This window comes from Shewanella frigidimarina NCIMB 400 (assembly GCF_000014705.1).
GTDB lineage: Bacteria > Pseudomonadota > Gammaproteobacteria > Enterobacterales > Shewanellaceae > Shewanella > Shewanella frigidimarina.
The window spans coordinates 3,445,260-3,464,668 of sequence record NC_008345.1 but is presented as its reverse complement, the minus strand read 5'-3'; the positions used below and the strand labels follow the sequence as shown (position 1 = coordinate 3,464,668).

The 19,409-nt window shown below is 39.4% G+C and carries 20 protein-coding genes and 2 tRNA genes; 10 read left to right on the top strand and 12 right to left on the bottom strand.

The window, feature by feature from the left end:
- Positions 1–17: 17 nt before the first annotated feature.
- Positions 18–530: a GspH/FimT family pseudopilin gene (locus SFRI_RS14900; RefSeq protein WP_011638329.1), complete on the bottom strand. Its 513-nt coding sequence runs from the start codon at positions 528–530 to the stop codon at positions 18–20.
- 498 nt (positions 531–1,028) lie between these two features.
- Positions 1,029–1,550 carry a GspH/FimT family pseudopilin gene (locus SFRI_RS14895; RefSeq protein WP_011638328.1) on the bottom strand — a complete coding sequence of 174 codons (522 nt, stop codon included), beginning with the start codon at positions 1,548–1,550 and terminating at the stop codon, positions 1,029–1,031.
- A gap of 424 nt (positions 1,551–1,974) precedes the next feature.
- Here SFRI_RS14895 and SFRI_RS14890 point away from each other — a divergent pair, with 424 nt between their 5' ends.
- From SFRI_RS14890 to SFRI_RS14880, 3 genes are all read left to right on the top strand, one after another.
- Positions 1,975–2,313 carry a P-II family nitrogen regulator gene (locus SFRI_RS14890; RefSeq protein ID WP_011638327.1) on the top strand — a complete coding sequence of 113 codons (339 nt, stop codon included), beginning with the start codon at positions 1,975–1,977 and terminating at the stop codon, positions 2,311–2,313.
- A 78-nt stretch (positions 2,314–2,391) separates the two neighbouring features.
- Positions 2,392–3,678 carry an NAD(P)/FAD-dependent oxidoreductase gene (locus SFRI_RS14885; RefSeq protein WP_011638326.1) on the top strand — a complete coding sequence of 429 codons (1,287 nt, stop codon included), beginning with the start codon at positions 2,392–2,394 and terminating at the stop codon, positions 3,676–3,678.
- Positions 3,679–3,918: 240 nt separating this feature from the next.
- Positions 3,919–4,620 (top strand): SapC family protein, encoded by a 702-nt coding sequence (locus SFRI_RS14880; protein WP_011638325.1) that lies wholly within the window; start codon positions 3,919–3,921, stop codon positions 4,618–4,620.
- Between the two features lie 147 nt (positions 4,621–4,767).
- On the opposite strand, the gene SFRI_RS14875 is transcribed toward SFRI_RS14880, so the two are convergent.
- Positions 4,768–4,843 (bottom strand) — tRNA-Thr (locus tag SFRI_RS14875).
- A gap of 6 nt (positions 4,844–4,849) precedes the next feature.
- Positions 4,850–4,925, bottom strand: a tRNA-Phe gene (locus SFRI_RS14870).
- Between the two features lie 975 nt (positions 4,926–5,900).
- Between SFRI_RS14870 and SFRI_RS14865 the strand changes: the two genes are divergently transcribed.
- Both SFRI_RS14865 and SFRI_RS14860 read left to right on the top strand, forming a co-directional pair.
- The gene (locus SFRI_RS14865; protein WP_011638324.1) at positions 5,901–6,458 is read left to right on the top strand and encodes a cytochrome b; all 558 of its coding nucleotides are present in this window, start codon (positions 5,901–5,903) and stop codon (positions 6,456–6,458) included.
- A gap of 103 nt (positions 6,459–6,561) precedes the next feature.
- Positions 6,562–7,137: a YceI family protein gene (locus SFRI_RS14860; RefSeq protein WP_011638323.1), complete on the top strand. Its 576-nt coding sequence runs from the start codon at positions 6,562–6,564 to the stop codon at positions 7,135–7,137.
- Positions 7,138–7,227: 90 nt separating this feature from the next.
- Here the strand turns inward: SFRI_RS14860 and SFRI_RS14855 are convergent, their stop codons facing one another.
- Both SFRI_RS14855 and mutY read right to left on the bottom strand, forming a co-directional pair.
- A complete protein-coding gene (locus SFRI_RS14855) occupies positions 7,228–7,506 on the bottom strand; it encodes an oxidative damage protection protein (protein WP_011638322.1) in 279 nt (92 codons plus the stop codon).
- A gap of 34 nt (positions 7,507–7,540) precedes the next feature.
- Positions 7,541–8,614 carry an A/G-specific adenine glycosylase gene (gene mutY, locus SFRI_RS14850; RefSeq protein WP_011638321.1) on the bottom strand — a complete coding sequence of 358 codons (1,074 nt, stop codon included), beginning with the start codon at positions 8,612–8,614 and terminating at the stop codon, positions 7,541–7,543.
- 249 nt (positions 8,615–8,863) lie between these two features.
- Between mutY and trmB the strand changes: the two genes are divergently transcribed.
- From trmB to SFRI_RS14825, 5 genes are all read left to right on the top strand, one after another.
- A complete protein-coding gene (gene trmB, locus SFRI_RS14845; protein ID WP_011638320.1) occupies positions 8,864–9,580 on the top strand; it encodes a tRNA (guanosine(46)-N7)-methyltransferase TrmB in 717 nt (238 codons plus the stop codon).
- 35 nt (positions 9,581–9,615) lie between these two features.
- Positions 9,616–9,942, top strand: a complete 327-nt coding sequence (locus SFRI_RS14840) for a YggL family protein (RefSeq protein ID WP_011638319.1) — start codon at positions 9,616–9,618, stop codon at positions 9,940–9,942.
- 6 nt (positions 9,943–9,948) lie between these two features.
- On the top strand, positions 9,949–10,863 hold the full coding sequence (gene glsB / locus SFRI_RS14835; RefSeq protein ID WP_011638318.1) for a glutaminase B: 915 nt from the start codon (positions 9,949–9,951) through the stop codon (positions 10,861–10,863).
- 227 nt (positions 10,864–11,090) lie between these two features.
- The gene (locus tag SFRI_RS14830; RefSeq protein WP_011638317.1) at positions 11,091–11,903 is read left to right on the top strand and encodes a YggN family protein; all 813 of its coding nucleotides are present in this window, start codon (positions 11,091–11,093) and stop codon (positions 11,901–11,903) included.
- 410 nt (positions 11,904–12,313) lie between these two features.
- Entirely contained in the window at positions 12,314–13,255 is a 942-nt protein-coding gene (locus SFRI_RS14825) for a LysR family transcriptional regulator (protein WP_011638316.1), read from the top strand.
- 455 nt (positions 13,256–13,710) lie between these two features.
- On the opposite strand, the gene SFRI_RS14820 is transcribed toward SFRI_RS14825, so the two are convergent.
- From SFRI_RS14820 to SFRI_RS14795, 6 genes are all read right to left on the bottom strand, one after another.
- Positions 13,711–15,567 (bottom strand): DUF885 domain-containing protein, encoded by a 1,857-nt coding sequence (locus tag SFRI_RS14820; RefSeq protein ID WP_011638315.1) that lies wholly within the window; start codon positions 15,565–15,567, stop codon positions 13,711–13,713.
- Positions 15,568–15,771: 204 nt separating this feature from the next.
- Entirely contained in the window at positions 15,772–16,911 is a 1,140-nt protein-coding gene (hemW, locus tag SFRI_RS14815) for a radical SAM family heme chaperone HemW (protein WP_011638314.1), read from the bottom strand.
- Positions 16,912–17,586, bottom strand: a complete 675-nt coding sequence (rdgB, locus tag SFRI_RS14810) for an RdgB/HAM1 family non-canonical purine NTP pyrophosphatase (RefSeq protein ID WP_011638313.1) — start codon at positions 17,584–17,586, stop codon at positions 16,912–16,914. It abuts the gene before it with no gap.
- A 268-nt stretch (positions 17,587–17,854) separates the two neighbouring features.
- Positions 17,855–18,277 (bottom strand): DUF4426 domain-containing protein, encoded by a 423-nt coding sequence (locus SFRI_RS14805; RefSeq protein WP_165872337.1) that lies wholly within the window; start codon positions 18,275–18,277, stop codon positions 17,855–17,857.
- A 74-nt stretch (positions 18,278–18,351) separates the two neighbouring features.
- Positions 18,352–18,666 carry a DUF167 family protein YggU gene (yggU, locus tag SFRI_RS14800; protein WP_011638311.1) on the bottom strand — a complete coding sequence of 105 codons (315 nt, stop codon included), beginning with the start codon at positions 18,664–18,666 and terminating at the stop codon, positions 18,352–18,354.
- Positions 18,667–18,686: 20 nt separating this feature from the next.
- Entirely contained in the window at positions 18,687–19,235 is a 549-nt protein-coding gene (locus SFRI_RS14795; RefSeq protein ID WP_011638310.1) for a YggT family protein, read from the bottom strand.
- Positions 19,236–19,409: the final 174 nt, after the last annotated feature.

Genomic DNA, 19,409 nt, shown 5'->3' with positions numbered 1-19,409 from the left:
TTAGTTGTTTTTTACCGCTATGAATTGCAATTTACATCAGTGTTGATGGCTGCTATTTTCCCCGATGGGCTGATGCTAATGCCTTTAGAGTATTCACTATTTTTCTTAGACGGACAATAGTGAATACTTATTGAGCTTGTGCTACTTAGCATTCCATCCATACCAAACGTTATTAGTGTAGACGATGCTTTAATAAAATCTTTAGAGTTAAAACCTTGTATCCTCTTTAACACTTCAGTTCCATTGTCGGCAGTTTTATCTCCATTATCATCAATAAAAATAATGTAGCCATTATTCCAACTCCCCGAACAACTACTCCCATTTCCTGGACAAACAGATACTTTTCTACCAAAATTAACAGCTTGGCTTCTTGCGAATGCCATAGAACTTTCGATATTTCCGATTGCAGAAGCCGCGCGGGTATTATTGTATAACGAAGTAAACGAAGGCGCAGCGACAGCCAACAAAATTGCCGAAACGGCTACTGTTACCATCAACTCAATAAGAGTAAATCCGCTAGTTCTTCTCATGATTCATCCTTGTTGCACATAGTCATTATTAGTGGAATAAGCCTGATTTTCCGATGTTTTAGTTAAATAATACCATGTTTTTTGTTGTTTAATTGTTTTCAGTCTAAACCAATTCACTTTCAACATTAATCGTTTGTTCTTGAAAGTAAAGATGGCATAGATCAATAAAGCATCAAATGGCTATAGCCAATATGACTTTACTCCACAGTCGTGCCTAATCATATATTTTGTTTATGACATGCTACAACGCTTGCTCTGAGGAACCATGCGTGGAGACTGTTTTCTGACAGTTATTCACAGAAAACGTTTAGAAAAATATCAACTTTTTCATATCGGATAAGCAACGGGAAAACATAGTAGAGCATAAATTATTATTAATAATAAGCGATGAAAAGGTCTGTATAAAGTCATTTGACAATATATTTTTTATAGAAGGGCTATTGTGGTAGTGGTTCCACTAATGCGGATTTATTCGTCTACAATTAGGTAAATAAGACGTTACCTTTTTTTACATGTTACCTTTTTCTTTGAAAAGCGTACTCTGCCAGATTGATTAATTATTACTGCTTTCGAGTAAGGGCTATCAATTGAATTAGGACAGTACCTAAATGTACCATTGGTTCCTGACGCTAGACCATCAGGTTGGAACCTTACTGATGTTCTATTATAGTAAACCGTGTCATTTGCATTAAAAGAAGGTATTTGAAGTAAAATAACATCATCAGCAGATAGTTCATTTTTTTGTGAACCATCGAGAAAAACTGTATATCCCTTATGCCATTGCTTAGTGCAATTGTTATCCTCGAGATTACAAACCGTCACTCTTCTTCCGTAATTGATAGCCATATTGCGTGCAAACTGCATCGATTGCTGAATAGTTATTATATTGCTTTTTGCTCTGACTTGTTCATTAACAGATTTGAATGATGGAATTGCAATAAGTGACATTAACATTACAATGAGTGTCACAACGATAACTTCAATAAGACCAAAGCCTTTAACTCGGTTAAAATTTGTCATACTTGTTCATCCTTAAACGTGGTCTGCTGCGTCCTGCAGTAACATTAAGATAGTATAGAAAATAACCAACTGCTTCGCTGAGAAATATCTTTTCATAAATACGTAAAATAGCCGCGACAATTAGCTTCGCTTTCAAGTAAGATATTTGGATGATGTTAGCGAGTATATAAATTGCAATGATGACATGTGCTTAATCAACTTCAGTATGGGATTATAAATGGTTATTAAATTGCTTTTGTCCTGCTTATTGTCGTGGATTGAATTGTAATAGGCACCATATTCACGCGTAAATATTGCTTGTTAGTAAAACAAATGGCCAGTTAGATATTGCAGACTTGAAACAAACCATTTTCTTATCGATTTATCCCATCTCTTATCCCGAGTTGAGGTTAATCAAAAACTTAGCCGATGACAGGAGTATTTAATGAAAAAAGTCGAAGCGATTATTAAACCGTTTAAACTTGATGATGTGCGTGAGTCACTTGCTGAAATTGGCATTACTGGTATGACAGTATCAGAGGTTAAAGGCTTTGGACGTCAGAAAGGTCACACAGAGCTTTATCGTGGTGCAGAATATATGGTTGATTTTTTACCTAAGGTAAAAATTGAATTAGTAATCCAAGATGACATTCTGGAACGTGCGATTGATGTTATCGTTGATATAGCCAGAACAGGTAAAATTGGTGACGGTAAAATATTTGTAACTGATATTGAACGCGTGATTCGTATTCGTACCGGCGAAGAAAATGAAGAAGCAGTATAAGGCCCATAAGGGCCTTTTTTTATAACTATAAACACAGTGTGACGAAGTTATTGGTATAAGGTAATTTTGAGGTAATGTATGGTTCAACGAATTGTTATTGTGGGTGGTGGGGCAGCAGGGCTGGCATTGGCTTCAAAGTTGGGCCGCAAATTTGGTAAAAATCCGTTAATCGATATCAGTTTGATTGATAAGAATACCGTTCACATCTGGAAACCTAAATTACATGAAGTCGCGGTTGGTGTTATAGATCAATCAATCGAAGGCCTACAATATCGAGATCACGGATTAAAAAACGGTTACCGCTATATTCGTGGTGCCATTGAGCAATGTGATCCGAGTACTAAAACAATCCAACTTGCTCCAGTGTTTAACGATGAAGGCGAGATGATCATTGCCGCACGCAATATTGAATACGATACTCTTGTTCTAGCATTAGGGGGGGTATCAAATAGCTTTAATACACCCGGAGCCGAAAAACACTGCATTTTTTTAGACAGTCTAGACAGTGCTAATCTGTTTCATCATAAGCTAATGGATGCACTGTTACAGCTTAATGAAACCCAAGATCAATTAGGTATCGGCATTGTTGGCGCGGGTGCTACAGGTGTCGAGCTTGCCGCTGAACTCCATCATGTTATTGAATCAGTAAGAGAGTACGGTTATCAAAATATATCTAAAGATCATTTAGATATAAATTTAATTGAAGCATCAACCAAAATCTTGCCTCAATTGCCAGAGCAAGTGAGTACAAGAGCACAAACGGTATTGTCAAAGTTAGGCGTTAAATTGCATTTAGGTGTGCAGGTTAAAGAAGTGACCAAAGAAGGCTTTGTTACTGCGACAGGCGAGACGATTAAAGCAAATATCAAGGTGTGGGCAGCAGGTGTCAAAGGCCCGAAAGTATTTGAAAACTTCACTCAACTTCCCGTTACTCCCCGTAATCAAATTGATGTAGATGATTGTATGCGTGTAAAAGGCATCGATGATATTTACGCTTTAGGCGACTGTGCTCAATTAATTTTACCATCAGGTAAGCCGGTACCACCAAGAGCCCAAGCTGCAGCCCAAATGGCCGATCGCCTTTATGCCAATATTTGTTTGAAGATGAAACAGCAGCCAGAAAAGCCTTTCGTTTATAAAGACTATGGATCACTGGTATCACTGAGTCGATTTTCGGCGGTTGGCAACTTAATGGGAAGCCTACGTTCAGGCGATTTTTTTGTTGAAGGACATGTTGCACGTTTGATGTACATTTCTCTGTATCAGCGTCACTTAGCTAGCTTGTATGGCTGGTTCTCGGCATCTGTATATCGTATTGCCCAAAAATTACTGCGCTGGCAACGTCCAAAGCTCAAGTTACATTAGACGAGTGATCACATAGAGAGTTGAGCGACTATCAACATAAACGAATAGGCTTTATTAAACACAAAGCCTATTTTGCACAAGAATTGGCCATTTGACGTTTATTGACACAATTTAACTTAAATCTACTTGAATTTAAGATTTAACTTGGTAGTTTCAGTTATTAATTATTTGTTAACGTAACGTATGACAATGATGTTGTACTTATACCATAGAAGATAATCAGTGCTTCAAGGAGCCAAGATGCCCAACCAGATTACATTATTAGAACAAACCAAGCATGGTGATTTAAAACTGACTCCAAGTGACTTTTCACACGTGGCGGAGCAGCACATCGTGCCGGTTACTTTGCATGAAATTAATCGTGCTGCCACTGAGTATCCAATCGTATTTGTTAAAAACAGTGATACCAACGAATTTCAATCAGTTGCAATGTTAGGCCTAAAACCTGGTCAGAATCTAAGTGTAAAAGACGGTAAGTGGCAAGGTTTGTATATACCCGCAGTTGTTCGTGACTATCCTCTTGGTTTAGTGGTTAACCCAGACGTTAAAGATAAAGTCTGGATTGGTATTCGCGAAGATGCCAAAGAAGTGACTAAAACAGACGGCCAAGCATTGTTTGAAGATGGTAAAGAAACCCCGTTTTTAGAAGCGCGTAAGCAAGCGTTGATTAGCCATTATGAACAAGATCAAGCTACTCGCGGTATTTTAGGTTTTTTAGATGAAAAAGGGCTGCTGATTAATCAGACTCTTACTGTTGATGTCGCCGGAGAGAAACGCAATATCAATGGTTTATACCTTATTGATGAAGCTAAATTAAATGCATTAAGCGACGAAGAGTTTATCGAACTTAAAAAGCGCGGTTTACTAGGGCCGATTTATGGTCACTTGGGGTCATTAAACCAAGTTAATCGTTTAGCTCGGGTTGAAGTACTCGGTAGATAGTCTCCGGGCTTTTTAAACAAAACAGGCACTCAATTGAGTGCCTGTTTTGTTTATAGAAGCTAAATCAAATATCTGAATCCAGATATTTGATTCGACTTATACTGCAGATGCAAAAAAGCCACTCATTGAGTGGCTTTTTTGTTTTTATGGTGCCGGCACCAAGAGTCGAACTCGGGACCTACTGATTACAAGTCAGTTGCTCTACCAACTGAGCTATGCCGGCTAAATATGGTGCCCGAACCCGGAATCGAACCAGGGACACGAGGATTTTCAATCCTCTGCTCTACCGACTGAGCTATTCGGGCAACTAACTAAGCGTTAGTTAATTACTGCAGACTAGGTATTAACTTGGTAATCAATGCCTGTCTCGTCTGGAGTGCGCACATAGTATAGTGATGGTTTTTATCGTGCAAGTGGTTTTTCAAATGTTTTTACTCGTTCGGCTAGTTAATGTGCAAACTGGTGGTTTTTTATCGATTTTTAACTCTAAAAGTGGTTTCTAAGCGTTAATCGATAAGAATAAAGTCGTAGAAGCTTACTGATGATTAAATAAAATAACTAAAGAGTAGCTCGGTAATTGAATTCCCCGTCTGTTTTTTGCTCAACATTAGTCTAATTTTATTTTCAACATATAATTGGCGTCTTAGTGTTATCAGTAAGATCGAGTTTCTGCGCAGATAAATGCCCATTTACATGTAAATGAGTGAACTTTCGGTCAAGTGAATTATCTTAGTTAACGTTAACTGAGTAACCAAGGCATCTATTTAGCACAATAGAACCGACTCTGTACGGCAAGCTTAAAATCGATTGAACTTTAAAGACGAATAGCGCGGATATTTGTGACGATTTTATAAAAGGGAGAGTTTATCCGGAGTAGTGATTTCACATGCGCGGGCGATAACCTAGTTATAGACGTCACAAACGCTAGCCGAAAGGCTCGGGTTAAGGTCTTTTTAATCTTTATAGAATATGTTGGTTACAAGACATAAGCGTAGTTAGAGGCTTAGTCTCTAATATTTGCAGCCTGATATATAAATAAACAAACCGTTTATTTAGAACGAATTTTAACGATGAAAGACCAACAGGGCCTAGATGATATTTAATAATTAGTGGCTACAATTGGTGTACGTCGAATTAGTCATTACTTAATTACATTGTGTAGTTAACGTTATCTAACTCTCATCACTTCTATTTTATAGAACGATTTCGGCTATTTTTACTGATTTTCTTTCCCAAAACTAACGTTAGAATGTTGTAACTTCTTTAGAGGAAAGTAAGGCATGTTAAAGAATACTCCAGCTGGCTATGGCTTGGTGACTATTTTAATCCATTGGTTGTCCGCAATCGCAGTTATTGGCCTATTTAGTGCGGGTTATTGGATGGTGGATCTTACCTATTATAGTAGTTGGTACCAAACTGCGCCGCATCTGCATAAAAGTATCGGTCTGCTGTTACTTGGTTTAACGCTATTAAGATTAGTTTGGCGAACGATATCACACACTCCTAATCCGATATCGAATCATCAGTCATGGGAAAAGCGTTTGGCGAAGTGGGCACATATTATTCTATATACGTTAATGCTACTCATTATGTGCTCAGGAATTATGATTTCGACAGCTGATGGCCGAGATATTTGGATTTTTGACTGGTTTGCCGTGCCATTTCCTAATGCCTTTATTGACGATCAAGCTGATATAGCGGGGTTTATACATCAATACCTTGCCTATAGCTTAATCGGCTTGGTTGTTTTGCATGCAGCAGGTGCGATTAAGCATCATGTTATTGATAAAGACAACACCCTTAAAAGAATGCTTATGCCAAACCGTATTGGCAAGTAATCGAATTATTTAACAATCGAGTGTATTAATAATGACTCTCGATAGATACCACGCTACTTATTTATCTGTTTATATACTTATTAACTTAAAGGAATAAAAAACCATGAAAAAACACCTTATAGCAGCAGTAATCGGTGCAACGTTTATGTTACCTGTTGCTGTTAATGCTGCCGACTATGTTATCGACACTCAAGGTGCACATGCATCGATTCAATTTAGTGTAAGCCATTTGGGTTATAGCTTTGTAGTGGGGCGCTTTAATGAGTTTTCTGGCGACTTCAGTTTTGATGCTGACAAAGTCGCAGATGCTAAAGTGAATGTTAAAATTAATACTAACAGTGTTGATTCTAATCATGCCGAGCGAGACAAGCATTTACGCAGCGCAGACTTTTTAAATACCAGTAAATTTCCAGAAGCCTCTTTTTCATCAACATCAATTGTTGATAAAGGAAATAACCAGTTTGTAATTAATGGTGACTTTACTTTAAATGGTGTGACTAAGCCGTTAAGCATTGATGCCGTTGCTATTGGTGAAGGTAAAGATCCATGGGGTGGATACCGTGCAGGCTTTAGTGGCAAAACCACTTTTGCAATGAAAGATTTTGGTGTCAAAATGGATTTAGGTCCAGCTTCTGCAAACGTTGAATTAGCATTAGTTGTGGAAGGCGTTAAACAATAATCTGTTGAATTTGTGATTAACAACCAAAAAACAAAGCCGCTAAGTTAAGCGGCTTTGTTGTTTAATACAGTTATTGATTATGTTGTTGTGTTATTCATCTTCAGCTGGTGGAACATAGCCTTCGATTTCAACGTCTTTACCTTCAAATAAAAAATTAGTCATTTGCTCTTCAAGAAACTTGCGGTCATCAACATTCATCATATTGAGCTTTTTCTCATTAATGAGCATTGTTTGTTTCTTTTGCCATAAGCCCCAAGCTTCTTTACCAATATTGTCAAAAATGCGCTTACCTAATTCGCCTGGGTAAAGCTGAAAATCTAAGCCGTCAGCTGATTTGTTTAGGTGTTGACAGTGAACTGTGCGAGCCATGATGATTCCTTACTAACTTTAATTACATTAAAAACTAATGTGTCGCGAAAAGTACGGCTAAATTAGCCAAAATACGTTCTGTAGCGGCTGCCAACCCGACTTTCGCAGGTTGCTCTATGTTATACCAGAGAGCCGAGGTTTGTTCCATGATGCCTGTTGCTTGATCGACAGATAGTTCAACTAGCACTGGTTGAATATCAAGGTGGAAGTGACTAAATGTATGCCTAAACCCTGCAAGCCCTTGCTCTGATTCTGTCAAATTATGCAGCGTTAAATAATTATCTAATTCTGCTTGATGTTCAAATTGTGGAAAACACCATAATCCTCCCCATATACCAGCTGGTGGACGCTGAATAAGCTGAACTTTTACTGAATCTTCGCTGTTATCGACTAAAACCACCATAAACGCTGATTTTTCTGGCGTTACTTTTTTAGGTTTTTTACCAGGATATAAACTTTGATGACCTGTCTGTTGAGCCACACAATCAATTGCTACAGGGCAGGCAGCACAATTAGGTTTACTGCGGGTACAAACACTTGAACCAATATCCATCATAGCTTGGTTAAATTTTTCAACGTTTTTGGCTGGTGTTAACGCATCGGTTAATTGCCACAATTGTTGTTCAACGTGTTTTTGTCCCGGCCAACCTTCAATAGCACCATGTCGTGCCAAAACTCGTTTTACATTACCGTCTAAAATTGAGTGGTGTTGACCGAGCGATAAGGATAACACTGCGCCAGCAGTCGATTTACCTATTCCAGATAACGCAACCACATCATCAAACTGTGTGGGAAATTGTCCATTTAAAGCATCACGAATATGCTGAGCCGCTTTATGTAGATTACGCGCTCTAGCGTAATAACCTAGGCCAGTCCATAAATGTAGCACTTCATCTTGATGAGCATTAGCAAGATCTATAACGCTAGGGAAACGCGCCATAAACTTTTCATAATAAGGAATAACCGTCGCGACTTGAGTTTGCTGGAGCATGATCTCCGACACCCAAACTCGATAAGGTGTTTTATTGATCTGCCATGGCAGCGATTTACGACCATGAAGGTCATACCAAGCGATGATACGCTCAGAAAATGGAGTCAAATTTTTCATGGGCGCAGTGTAGCTATAGCCATTTTATTACACAAGTGGCCCTGCTATTTAAAATCACACGTTTGCACTAAATTAGCGTAAACATGTGCAATGAGTTTAGGTATAATGCCCAACTGAGTTTAAAAACGATCTATTACAGATAGCAATGCGTAATGTGCTGTTAAATAGTGTTGGAATAATATTTTGGCACTGTTTTAGTTAATTATTAGTTATAACAGCACAATAAAGTACGCAGACAATGAGGCAAAGATGAGCGACGTTACCACAGCTGAATTTAACGAAGACGGTAAGTATATTCGTAAAATCAGAAGTTTTGTTTTACGCGAAGGCCGTTTAACCAAAGGTCAATCTCAAGCAATTGAAGCACATTGGCCAGCAATGGGACTTGATTATACTCCACAAGCGTTGGAGTTAACTCAAGTGTTTGGTCGCGATGCTGATACCGTATTAGAAATCGGTTTTGGTATGGGTGCATCATTAGTGCAAATGGCAAAAGCTGCCCCAGAACAAAACTTTATTGGCATAGAAGTGCATAAGCCAGGCATTGGTACGTGTCTTTCTGAGGCCGGTGCTGCTGAAGTGACTAACTTACGTGTATATCATCACGATGCAATGGAAGTGCTAGAGCACAGCATTGTTGATGGTTCACTTGAGCGCGTTCAATTGTTTTTCCCTGATCCATGGCATAAAAAACGTCATCATAAGCGCCGGATTGTGCAAGCCGAGTTTGTACAACTTATCCGCCGTAAGCTTAAAATTGGTGGTGTGTTTCACATGGCAACCGATTGGGAGAATTACAGCGAGCATATGTTAGAAATAATGAATGCCGCAGAAGGTTATAAAAATCAATCAACAACTGGTACAGTTGTCGAACGTCCAGAGCATCGTCCACTTACCAAGTTTGAGGCAAGAGGCCACAGACTCGGTCACGGCGTATGGGATATCATGTTTGAGCGTACTGCTTAATCACAACTACACTTTCAGCAATCGGAGAATACACCATGGCGCAAAATCGTAGTCGTCGTTTACGTAAAAAATTACGAGTTGATGAGTTTCAAGAATTAGGCTTTGAAATCAACTGGACTTTTGATGAGTCTGTTTCTGAGGCAGATATTGATAACTTAGTTGATCAATTTCTTGTTGAAGTCATTGAACCTCGTCAATTAGGTTTCCACGGTGGTGGACACAAGCAATGGGAAGGTATTATTGCTACCCAAGCTATCGGTAAATGTACTGATGAAGATACCGCTGCAGTGAATGCATTCTGGAAAGACAAGCCTGTATCTAACCTCGAAGTCAGTGATTTGTACGATATCTGGTGGGGTTAAGCTAAATTGCCTGAGCAATTATTACTTCAAGAAGCTGTCGATAAAGTAAGATCGCTATTGGGTAAAGGCAAGGTTGCAGGATATATTCCTGCTCTTGCCTGCGTTGACCCTAACAAAATAGGGATTGCAGTTACCACCGTTGATGGTCAAACAATTGGTGCGGGTGATTACCTCGAACCGTTTTCAATTCAAAGTATTTCAAAAGTCTTTAGCCTTACTCTGGCACTTAATTTATATACCGAAGATGAAATTTGGAGTCGTGTGGGTAAAGAACCCTCAGGACATTCATTTAACTCGCTGGTACAGGTCGAATTAGAGCGTGGAAAACCTCGAAACCCTTTTATTAATGCAGGTGCACTTGTTATTGCCGACTTGTTGCAAGCTCGTTTAGGGGCGCCTAAACATCGAATGCTCGAAGTGGTACGTCAATTGAGTCAAAACGCGACATTATCTTACGATAAAGTCGTGGCGGATTCTGAGTTCCAGTTCAGTGCTCGTAATGCATCTATTGCCTATTTAATGAAGTCATTTGGTAATTTTGAGGGCGACGTCAATACCGTGCTTAAAAGCTATTTTCATTACTGTGCATTAAGAATGAATTGCGCTGATTTATCCCGTGCGATGTTCTATTTGGCTAACCGCGGTAAAACGCTTGATGGCGACAGTTTAGTGTCCCCAGTGCAAACTAGGCAACTCAATGCTTTACTCGCGACATCTGGATTATACGATGGCGCAGGAGAGTTTGCTTATCGAGTGGGAATGCCAGGTAAAAGTGGCGTGGGTGGAGGCATTATTGCCGTAATCCCTGGTGATATGTCTATTTGTGTATGGTCTCCTGAATTGGATATCAATGGAAACTCCTTGGCCGGTACGGCTATGTTAGAACAGTTAAGCCAAAAGTTAGGCCGTTCCATTTTTTGATTTAACCCCTCTAAATTAATTATTATTGAGATTCGTAAAATAGACTACTTTTTGGTTTATTTTACGAATACACTTCCGCTATCACCCATCCATCAGTTAACTCATTAACTCTATATTTGTTTTATCTATTAAAAATCATCGAGTTAACTTTGTTGGCATAGCTTGTGCTTTATAACACTCATATTCGACCTTATTATTGATATTCGTATAGCAAAAGGATTTTTATCATGACCAAACAGAAGTTGATTTGTGGTGTAGCGTTAACCAGCATGTTATTCACTGCAGGGGCGTTGACTCCAGCTATGGCAAAAATGTCAATTAATGATGAAAAGTGCAATGTGACATTAAACTATGACGTTACCGTTGAACCAAAAAAATTGCAGATTAGTGATAATGGATCCGAGAAATATCGCGTTGAACTGGATCAACTGTATGTAGACGGTAAAAAGGTTACCTTAAACGCTAAGCAACAAACATTGCTCACTCAATATTCTGATGAACTATCTCGTCAGGTTCCAGAGGTAATTGATTTGGTCGGTGATGTTGTAGTAATGGCATCTCAGGCGGTTAATATGGCATTAACTCCAATATTTGGCGATGCCACTGGTAGCCAAATTGATAAGCTCATGACGGGGATACAAAAACGCATTGACACCATGGCGTATCAGCAAGGCGATAAGTTTTATTTAGGTTCAACAGAGTCTTCAATTGAACATGCATTTAATGAAGAGTTTGAGCAAGAGATAGAACAAATGGTCACCAACTCAATGGGATCATTAATGATGACATTAGGTAGTCAGATTATGTCTTCTGAAGGTGGTTCATTTGAAGAGAAAATGAATACCTTTTCACAAAAAATGGATAATGTCGGTAAAGACATCGAGCAACAGCTTGAATCGCAATCACAAGGCCTTGAACAACGAGCTGATAAAATTTGTGATAATTTTGAAGGATTATTAGTGTTAGAAAGCCAAGTTCGTAAAGACATACCAGAACTTGCACCTTATACATTAGCTAAGTTAGGCGAACTAAAAGAGTAAATTTATTTTGTTCAACCTGTCTTCCCGGACACCTGACCTTCCCCTGTGCTCTTTTTGAAGACACAGGGGCTTTTTTTTTGTGCCAATTCTAGCTGCTTTACCGCTATAGCTAGTGTTGCTTTGTTCTGATAAAAAAATTGTCAATTATAAATATAGAGCCATAGAAGCTTTTTTTGTTATACTCGTGACAATTATTACAAAATTACACTCTACTTTAGATGTGGTTATATTTCAGAATCTTCATTTGTTGGTGTTGATTAACGGTATTAGTTTGTTTTGATGCTCATTTAATAGCATCAATCATAATATCTGAATGTTGATATTGACGCTTAACAAGGTTTAGTTACCAGCAATGGCTAACAGATATCTGGAATTTTTATTAATGTCGTAACCAGCTTAAGGCGACTTTCATGTTAGAACTGTTAGAACCTATCGCAATTTTTACTCATGTTGCACGTGCAGGAAGTTTTAGTGCTGCAGCCAGACGTCTTGGCATTTCTAAATCTAAAGTAAGTACTCAAGTTGCAGATCTTGAACATAAACTTGGCGTGCAGCTTATTCAGCGAACAACCCGCAGTTTAAGCCTTACTGAAGCCGGCAATTTATTGTATCTCCAAGGCGAAGAGCTCCTTCGTGATGCAGAGCAGGCAGTTTCAAGTGTTCACAATTTAAATGATGCAACTCGTGGTGTATTAAAAGTTGGGATATCGCAATCATTTGGCACCATGCATATTATTCCTGCTTTACCAGCATTTATGGCAAGACATCCAGAGCTTGAACTACAAGTTAGCTTACTTGATCATAAGGTCGATGTTGTCAGTGAAGGCTTAGATCTACTGTTAACCATGTCTGAGCAATTGCCGCTGGGTATGGTGGCAAGACCGTTAATGAAATGTCAGTTCTTATTAGTCGCCTCACCGGGTTATATTGCGCAACATGGTAACATTAGCCGACCTGAACAGTTAGTTGAGCACAATTGCTTGGTGTATCAAGGCGAGTGGCATGAGCACAGTATGTGGCAATTTAAAAAGGGCGAAGACTATTGCGAAATTGGTGTGTCAGGCAATTTCCGTGTCGATAATGCACCAGCATTGAAATCGGCCGCAGTGAGTGGTTTAGGCATTGTATATTTAGCCAGTTACTTAATGGAAGATGAAATCGCTCAAGGGACATTGGTACCTTTGTTACCTGATTGGCAGTTGACTCACAACCTTCCATTACAAGCTGTGTATCCTCGTCGTAAGCATCTAGCTCCCAAAGTCAGTGCGTTTATTGATTTTATTAAAACGCACATTAGTAGCCCACCTTATTGGGATGCTAAGTTCGACCATTTGTATAAACTTCGTAAGTAAAAGTGGAAACATTGTTTCTATTTTAAAACAAAGCCGCGACTTACCTTGCGGCTTTGTTTTAAGTGTTTGATTTTAAATTGCTTAAGGAGTTGATTGATTAGTTTATTAGTAAGTTGCTAATCAAGGGTTTAGCGATTTACATTTGTTAACTAGTTGAACTCTGTTCTGATATCAATACAATGGTAGTTAGTTGATTCGAAGTGATTTGAACCCTGCGTTTTTCTGAGAAATGACCCCTTTTCAGTTGGGCGTACAAATCGGCAAGGTAGCAAATTTTGAATCAGTGTTGGCAATGGTTTTCGAACTAAAATAATGCCAACCTTAAAACCATCATCCTAATTTATTTGGTTTACCCCAGACTTTGTTCTGGGGTTATTTTTTTGTGAAATTTGACAAAAAAACGGCAACCTCAGGTTGCCGTTTTATGTTAGTTCGAGTGGATTAGTTATTGAAAATTACCGTGATTGAACCTGTTTAATCCACTTGTTTACTTGCTCTTCAAGTATGTCTAATGGCAATGGACCATTTTTAAGAATTACAGTATGAAATTCGCGAATATCAAACTTAGCTCCTAGTGCCTTTTTAGCCTGCTCACGTAGTTGTAGTATTTTAATCATTCCCACTTTATACGCTGTCGCTTGTGATGGCATAACAATATGGCGTTCAACCATTTTTATCGCATCAGATTCAGCGTTGGGAGTATTCTCAACATAATAGGTAATAGCCTGTTCACGAGTCCATTTTTTTGCGTGTATCCCCGTATCAACCACTAAACGGCATGCGCGCCATAGCTCCATCGATAAACGGCCAAAGTCAGAGTATGGGTCGGCATATAAGCCCATTTCTTTCGGGAAATATTCTGAATAAAGTCCCCAACCTTCAATATAAGCCGTGTAACCACCAAATTTACGGAATTTTGGAATACCTTGCAGTTCTTGTGCAATAGCAATTTGCATGTGATGCCCTGGAATGCCTTCATGGTAAGCAAGTGCTTCCATTTGATACTTTGGCATCGCTTCCATTTTGTATAAATTAGCGTAATAGCTTCCTGGGCGAGAACCATCTGGTGCAGGTTGGTCGTAAAATGCTTTACCAGCAGACTTTTCTCTAAACGCTTCTACCTTTCGTACTACTAATTCGGCTTTAGGCTTAATAGTAAACACTTCGTCTAAACGAGACTCCATAGTATCGATCAGTGATTTTGCTTGAGCCAGATATGCCGTTTTGCCTTCATCAGTTTCTGGGTAATAAAATTGTTTATCATCGCGCATGAACACAAAAAACTCTTGTAAGCTGCCGGCAAAGTGTACCTTTTTCATAATGATCCGCATTTCATCATGAATTCGCTTAACTTCTGATAAGCCAAGATCGTGTATCGTGTCTGCGGTCATGTCGGTTGTGGTGGTACGTGCTAGAGCGTTATTGTAAAACGCTTCTCCATCAGGCAGTTTCCAAGCTCCATCTCGAGTATCGGCGCGAGCTTCAAGTGACTTGGTATAGGTTATTAATTGCTCATAGGCAGGTTTTACCTTAGTCAGTAGAGCTCGCTTAACTTCAGCTAGTAATGCTTTTTTACTGTCATTAGTTATATCGAGTTTATTTACTTTACGTGTCGCATCAGCCCATAATGCACTGTCTTTTCCTGTATCTGTAAATGGGGCGCCAGTGATAATGTTTTTACTATCAGAAATTACGTATGGGAATACAAATTTTGGTGCAATGATATGTTTTTTAGCGCGAATTTCTAACGAGGTTTCTAATTGTGCCAGTAGTGTTGGTATGGCGTTCAAACGGCTAATATAGGCTTTAGCATCACTTTCATCGGTAACCTGATGTTGATTAATCAGAAATGAAGCCACTACAGAATGGACTCCATACATTTGGTTAATCGGATAAGTGTGATAACGCCATTTATCATCGCTAATACTGTGTTCTAAGCCAGCTTTTAACAGTTCATAACTGAGGGCCGCTTGTTCATTTAGTTTGTTGGCATCAAGGCTCGTCAATCTTGTGAGTTGCTGTTTACTGCGGGCTAAATCTGCATCGGCAGCAGCGTCAGACAAGTCATTCCACTTGCCGTAATCTTGTTTTATACCAAGGTAAGTTTGATTGACTGGATTTGCCATCACATTTTCCATAAAAATGGCTTCAAACAATGCGTTGGCTTTTTCTGACTCGGTTTGTTGGCTTGATGTCGCTGTACTTTCTTGTTGGCTCAATTGCGGCATGTTGTGCAAGTTCGCAATGGCTGAAGCGCTTAATAAACTTGATAACGCGACAGCAACGAGAGTTGTTTTAGTTTTAATAGACATTGATATCTTCCCAAAGTACCTAAGTTATAGGCGCATATCCTAATCAAGCTTTGTCTAAAAGTGTGAATAGAAATGTTAGAAAGTGTGTATTTAAGGTAAGTGGAATGTAGTGGTAGGAGCCGATTTTCTGATTATTGGCTCGCAGTTTCCGGATTAAAAAGTAAACTGCGAGTCATATTGTTTTTTTTAAATCGGCTGATTAAGTTAAATAAATTGAGACAGCAAATCATTTACAAACATGTGGCCTTTAGAGGTCAATTGCCAATGTGTTTTGGTTTCTGTCAATAATCCCCGTTCAATTGATTTTTGCATTCCCAGCTTTACCACCTCGGCCGATTGACCTGTACGTTGCTCAAATTCGGTTTTAGGGATTGGAGTCATCAATCTTAGGCGGTTCATTAAGTATTCTAATGGACGGTCTTCTTCAACGACATCTGTCGTTTCAAAGGTATATTTATCCGCAGCGAGGTAGCCCTTAGGGTGTTTTATTTTTACGGTGCGCACAATCCGATTTGAGTCGGGGAGAGTGATCTTACCGTGGGCACCGCAACCGATGCCAAGGTAGTCGCCAAACTGCCAGTAATTAAGATTATGGCGACATTGGTATCCCGGTTTGGCATAGGCCGATATTTCGTATTGCTCATAACCTAATGCCGCTAAGCGCTGCTGACCTTGCTCGTAAATTTGCCACAGGTTCTCATCATCTGGTAATTGTGGCGGTTTTGAATGAAACAAGGTGTTGGGTTCAATGGTGAGTTGATACCAAGAAAGATGCGGTGGGGCTAAAGCTGTTGCTGTGTCGATATCATGCATGGCTTCGTCAAAGCTTTGGTTTGGTAAACCGTGCATTAAGTCGAGATTAAAACTTAAATAATCTGCTTGTTTGGCTTTTTCAGCCGCCACTTTAGCTTCATCTTCATTGTGGATACGTCCTAGCAGATTAAGTTTTTCTTTTGAAAAACTTTGCACCCCAATAGATAAGCGCGTGACACCCGCAGCACGATAGGCACTAAAGTCGTCGTGCTCTAATGTACCTGGATTGGCTTCCATGGTGATTTCAATATTATCTTCAAAAGGGATTAATGCTTGTGCGCCTTCAAGTATGCGTTGAATTTGGCTAGCGTCAAATAACGATGGCGTGCCACCGCCGATAAAGATGGTATGCACCTTTCTACCTTGAACATAAGCCAAGTCTTGTTTTAAATCGTCCAGTAACGCATCGACATATTGTTGCTGTGGTAACTCACCATTTTGGCCATGAGAGTTAAAATCGCAATAAGGGCATTTTTGCACGCACCAAGGAATATGGATATACAAGCTAAGAGGTGGTAGTTGCAATGTCATTTATTGATGACCGCCAGAAGTATTGTTCGATAAAATAATACCTTGGGCTTTCATGGCACTCACTAATAACTCAAGTGCTTTGCCTCGATGACTATGGGCATTTTTCTGCTCACGAGTTAACTCAGCTGCCGAGCAATCAAAACCTTGTGGAATAAACACTGGGTCATATCCATGGCCTTGTTCGCCTTGTGGGACATGGTTTATTGTTCCTTCCCATGAAGCCTGGCAAATTATTGGCGTGGGATCTTTTGCGTGACGCATATACACAAGTACACATTGGAAACGGGCACTTCGAAGTGTTTCACCTTGCAATGCATCAAGTAGCTTGAGGTAGTTGCTAGTTTCAGTTGCACCAGGACCAGAATAGCGTGCCGAGTAAATCCCTGGTTGGCCTTGTAGTGCATCAACTTCAATGCCTGAGTCATCTGCAATTGCAGCCTTACCCGTTATTTCAGCGGCATGGCGAGCTTTAATAATGGCGTTTTCTACAAATGTAGTGCCTGTCTCTGCAACCTCTGTCACGTTAAATTGATTCTGTGGTAATACTTCAATATTAAATGCTGTCAGCATTTGATCAAATTCGGCAAGTTTGCCTTTGTTGCCACTGGCAAGAACAATTTGTTGTTTGGCTAAGGTATGCATAAGTTTTTTAGATGAGGGTAAATTTGCCGTCATTATACTCTAACTACCCCGCGATAGGCTATGGGAGTAGCTAGGCCGCTACGCGGATAGTGCGCTTTGCTTCTAGGACGTGACTTCGTCACTGCTAAGATCCTAGGCCGCTACGCGGATAGTGCGCTTCGCTTCTAGGGCATGACTTCGTCACTGCTAAGGACTGATTCGCTGCTAAGATTGAGTCGTTGGGCGACTAGGCTATTGATTTTATAGGATCTAGCCGCGAAGCGTTCTAGCAGCGCAGCGCTCTAGGCTTTTTATCGATGATTTAATCTACATAGAACTTTTGTTTGAATTTCAATGAGGTGTTTAGCTGGTTGCCGTATTTAATGGCAATTGTGAAATTGACCTCTTGGTCATCACGATATGGCACTTCTGCTATGTAATAGATAGAATTTCCTTCACGGATCTCTTTAAAATCAAGCGTTATGCGGGCATCTAGTAAGTTATTAGCTATACCTGATATTTCAACAGGGATAGCAGGGTTCCCTTCTAGATTAGTATTGAGCACGGTAATGTTCACCAATCCATTGTAACTGCTACGTTCAATTCCGTAGGTTTTGGCTATTTCAGGAGTAATAAAGGTGCTACTGAGCGCCATGTAATGAATATCAAAATGACCAACTTGTAGTTTTTGCTCTGCATGAGCATAGCCAATACTGGTGATGGTTATGAGTGACAACAATAACATGTGTAATAATGAGCGAGATAAGCGCTGAGAATGAAACATAATTTTGTCCTTAATGGGCGTGAGCAATAACATTATTATAGAGAAAACGGTGACAAAAGGGCGGCTATTTCTGGCGGAATAACCTGAGGTTGGCTTATTCTAATTTGTTTATGACGACCTTGTTCACCTTTAATGATATGAACCTGACTTTTGGCTACTTTACAGGCTTTTGCAAGATATTTAGACAGATAAGCATTTGCTTTACCATCAATAGGTGGTGCTGTGATGGCTATTTTTAATTCGTTACCGTACAAACCGACAATTTGATCGCGGCTGGCTTTGGGTTGCACATAAACAAAAAGCAGCAAGTCACCTTGCTGCTCATCGTTAATATAGCTTACTGGATTCATTAGTTAGGTTTGTTCTAAATCTAAATAATTGACCAAAAAGGAATATATTGCGCGCACAACATGTTAATGAAATTCATCGCAATAAATACCACTAATACAGATAAATCCAAGCCACCAATAGCAGGCAGTACTTTGCGCACTGGGGCTAAAATAGGTTCTGTTAATTGGGTCATCACCATCACAATTGGGTTATAACCTTGGTTAAACCAGCTCAATACTGCGCGGATAAGTAACATCCAAAAAAGTAACACGCCAGCTTGTTTTACTACTGAGATCACTGAGAATAATAATAAAGTAACAATGTCTACAGTTGCCCCTGCAATGAAAGTAAGCACTAACATTTTGACCAACACGACAATCAGTGCCAGTACCATTGATGAAGTATCAAAACGTCCTACAGAGGGTAATAGTCGACGCATTGGTGCGATAATCGGTTGTGTCGCTTTAACCACAAATTGGCTAAATGGATTATAAAAATCCGCTCTTGCAAGCTGTAGCCAAAAACGAAGAATGACGACCATTAGGTATAAGTCAAACAGAGTGTTGACTAAAAAACTCATTGCATTCATGTATGTTGCCTTACGTTGATGTGATTTAGTGCTTAATATTGTACTTAAATTAGAGCGCAGATTTGAGTGTAAATTAGTACTAAAATTAACTGCGCTAATATTTAACGATACGATTTACTGAGTGACCAATATAACGGATTATCACTCAAATTTGGTGTTTATAAGTTCAGTTTT

Excerpts from the sequence above, each read along its gene's own strand:
- SFRI_RS14900 (WP_011638329.1), bottom strand. The coding sequence starts at position 530 with ATGAGAAGAACTAGCGGATTTACTCTTATTGAGTTGATGGTAACAGTA.
- SFRI_RS14895 (WP_011638328.1), bottom strand. The coding sequence starts at position 1,550 with ATGACAAATTTTAACCGAGTTAAAGGCTTTGGTCTTATTGAAGTTATC.
- SFRI_RS14890 (WP_011638327.1), top strand. The coding sequence starts at position 1,975 with ATGAAAAAAGTCGAAGCGATTATTAAACCGTTTAAACTTGATGATGTG.
- SFRI_RS14885 (WP_011638326.1), top strand. The coding sequence starts at position 2,392 with ATGGTTCAACGAATTGTTATTGTGGGTGGTGGGGCAGCAGGGCTGGCA.
- SFRI_RS14880 (WP_011638325.1), top strand. The coding sequence starts at position 3,919 with ATGCCCAACCAGATTACATTATTAGAACAAACCAAGCATGGTGATTTA.
- SFRI_RS14865 (WP_011638324.1), top strand. The coding sequence starts at position 5,901 with ATGTTAAAGAATACTCCAGCTGGCTATGGCTTGGTGACTATTTTAATC.
- SFRI_RS14860 (WP_011638323.1), top strand. The coding sequence starts at position 6,562 with ATGAAAAAACACCTTATAGCAGCAGTAATCGGTGCAACGTTTATGTTA.
- SFRI_RS14855 (WP_011638322.1), bottom strand. The coding sequence starts at position 7,506 with ATGGCTCGCACAGTTCACTGTCAACACCTAAACAAATCAGCTGACGGC.
- mutY (WP_011638321.1), bottom strand. The coding sequence starts at position 8,614 with ATGAAAAATTTGACTCCATTTTCTGAGCGTATCATCGCTTGGTATGAC.
- trmB (WP_011638320.1), top strand. The coding sequence starts at position 8,864 with ATGAGCGACGTTACCACAGCTGAATTTAACGAAGACGGTAAGTATATT.
- SFRI_RS14840 (WP_011638319.1), top strand. The coding sequence starts at position 9,616 with ATGGCGCAAAATCGTAGTCGTCGTTTACGTAAAAAATTACGAGTTGAT.
- SFRI_RS14830 (WP_011638317.1), top strand. The coding sequence starts at position 11,091 with ATGACCAAACAGAAGTTGATTTGTGGTGTAGCGTTAACCAGCATGTTA.
- SFRI_RS14825 (WP_011638316.1), top strand. The coding sequence starts at position 12,314 with ATGTTAGAACTGTTAGAACCTATCGCAATTTTTACTCATGTTGCACGT.
- SFRI_RS14820 (WP_011638315.1), bottom strand. The coding sequence starts at position 15,567 with ATGTCTATTAAAACTAAAACAACTCTCGTTGCTGTCGCGTTATCAAGT.
- hemW (WP_011638314.1), bottom strand. The coding sequence starts at position 16,911 with ATGACATTGCAACTACCACCTCTTAGCTTGTATATCCATATTCCTTGG.
- rdgB (WP_011638313.1), bottom strand. The coding sequence starts at position 17,586 with ATGACGGCAAATTTACCCTCATCTAAAAAACTTATGCATACCTTAGCC.
- SFRI_RS14805 (WP_165872337.1), bottom strand. The coding sequence starts at position 18,277 with ATGTTATTGTTGTCACTCATAACCATCACCAGTATTGGCTATGCTCAT.
- yggU (WP_011638311.1), bottom strand. The coding sequence starts at position 18,666 with ATGAATCCAGTAAGCTATATTAACGATGAGCAGCAAGGTGACTTGCTG.
- SFRI_RS14795 (WP_011638310.1), bottom strand. The coding sequence starts at position 19,235 with ATGAATGCAATGAGTTTTTTAGTCAACACTCTGTTTGACTTATACCTA.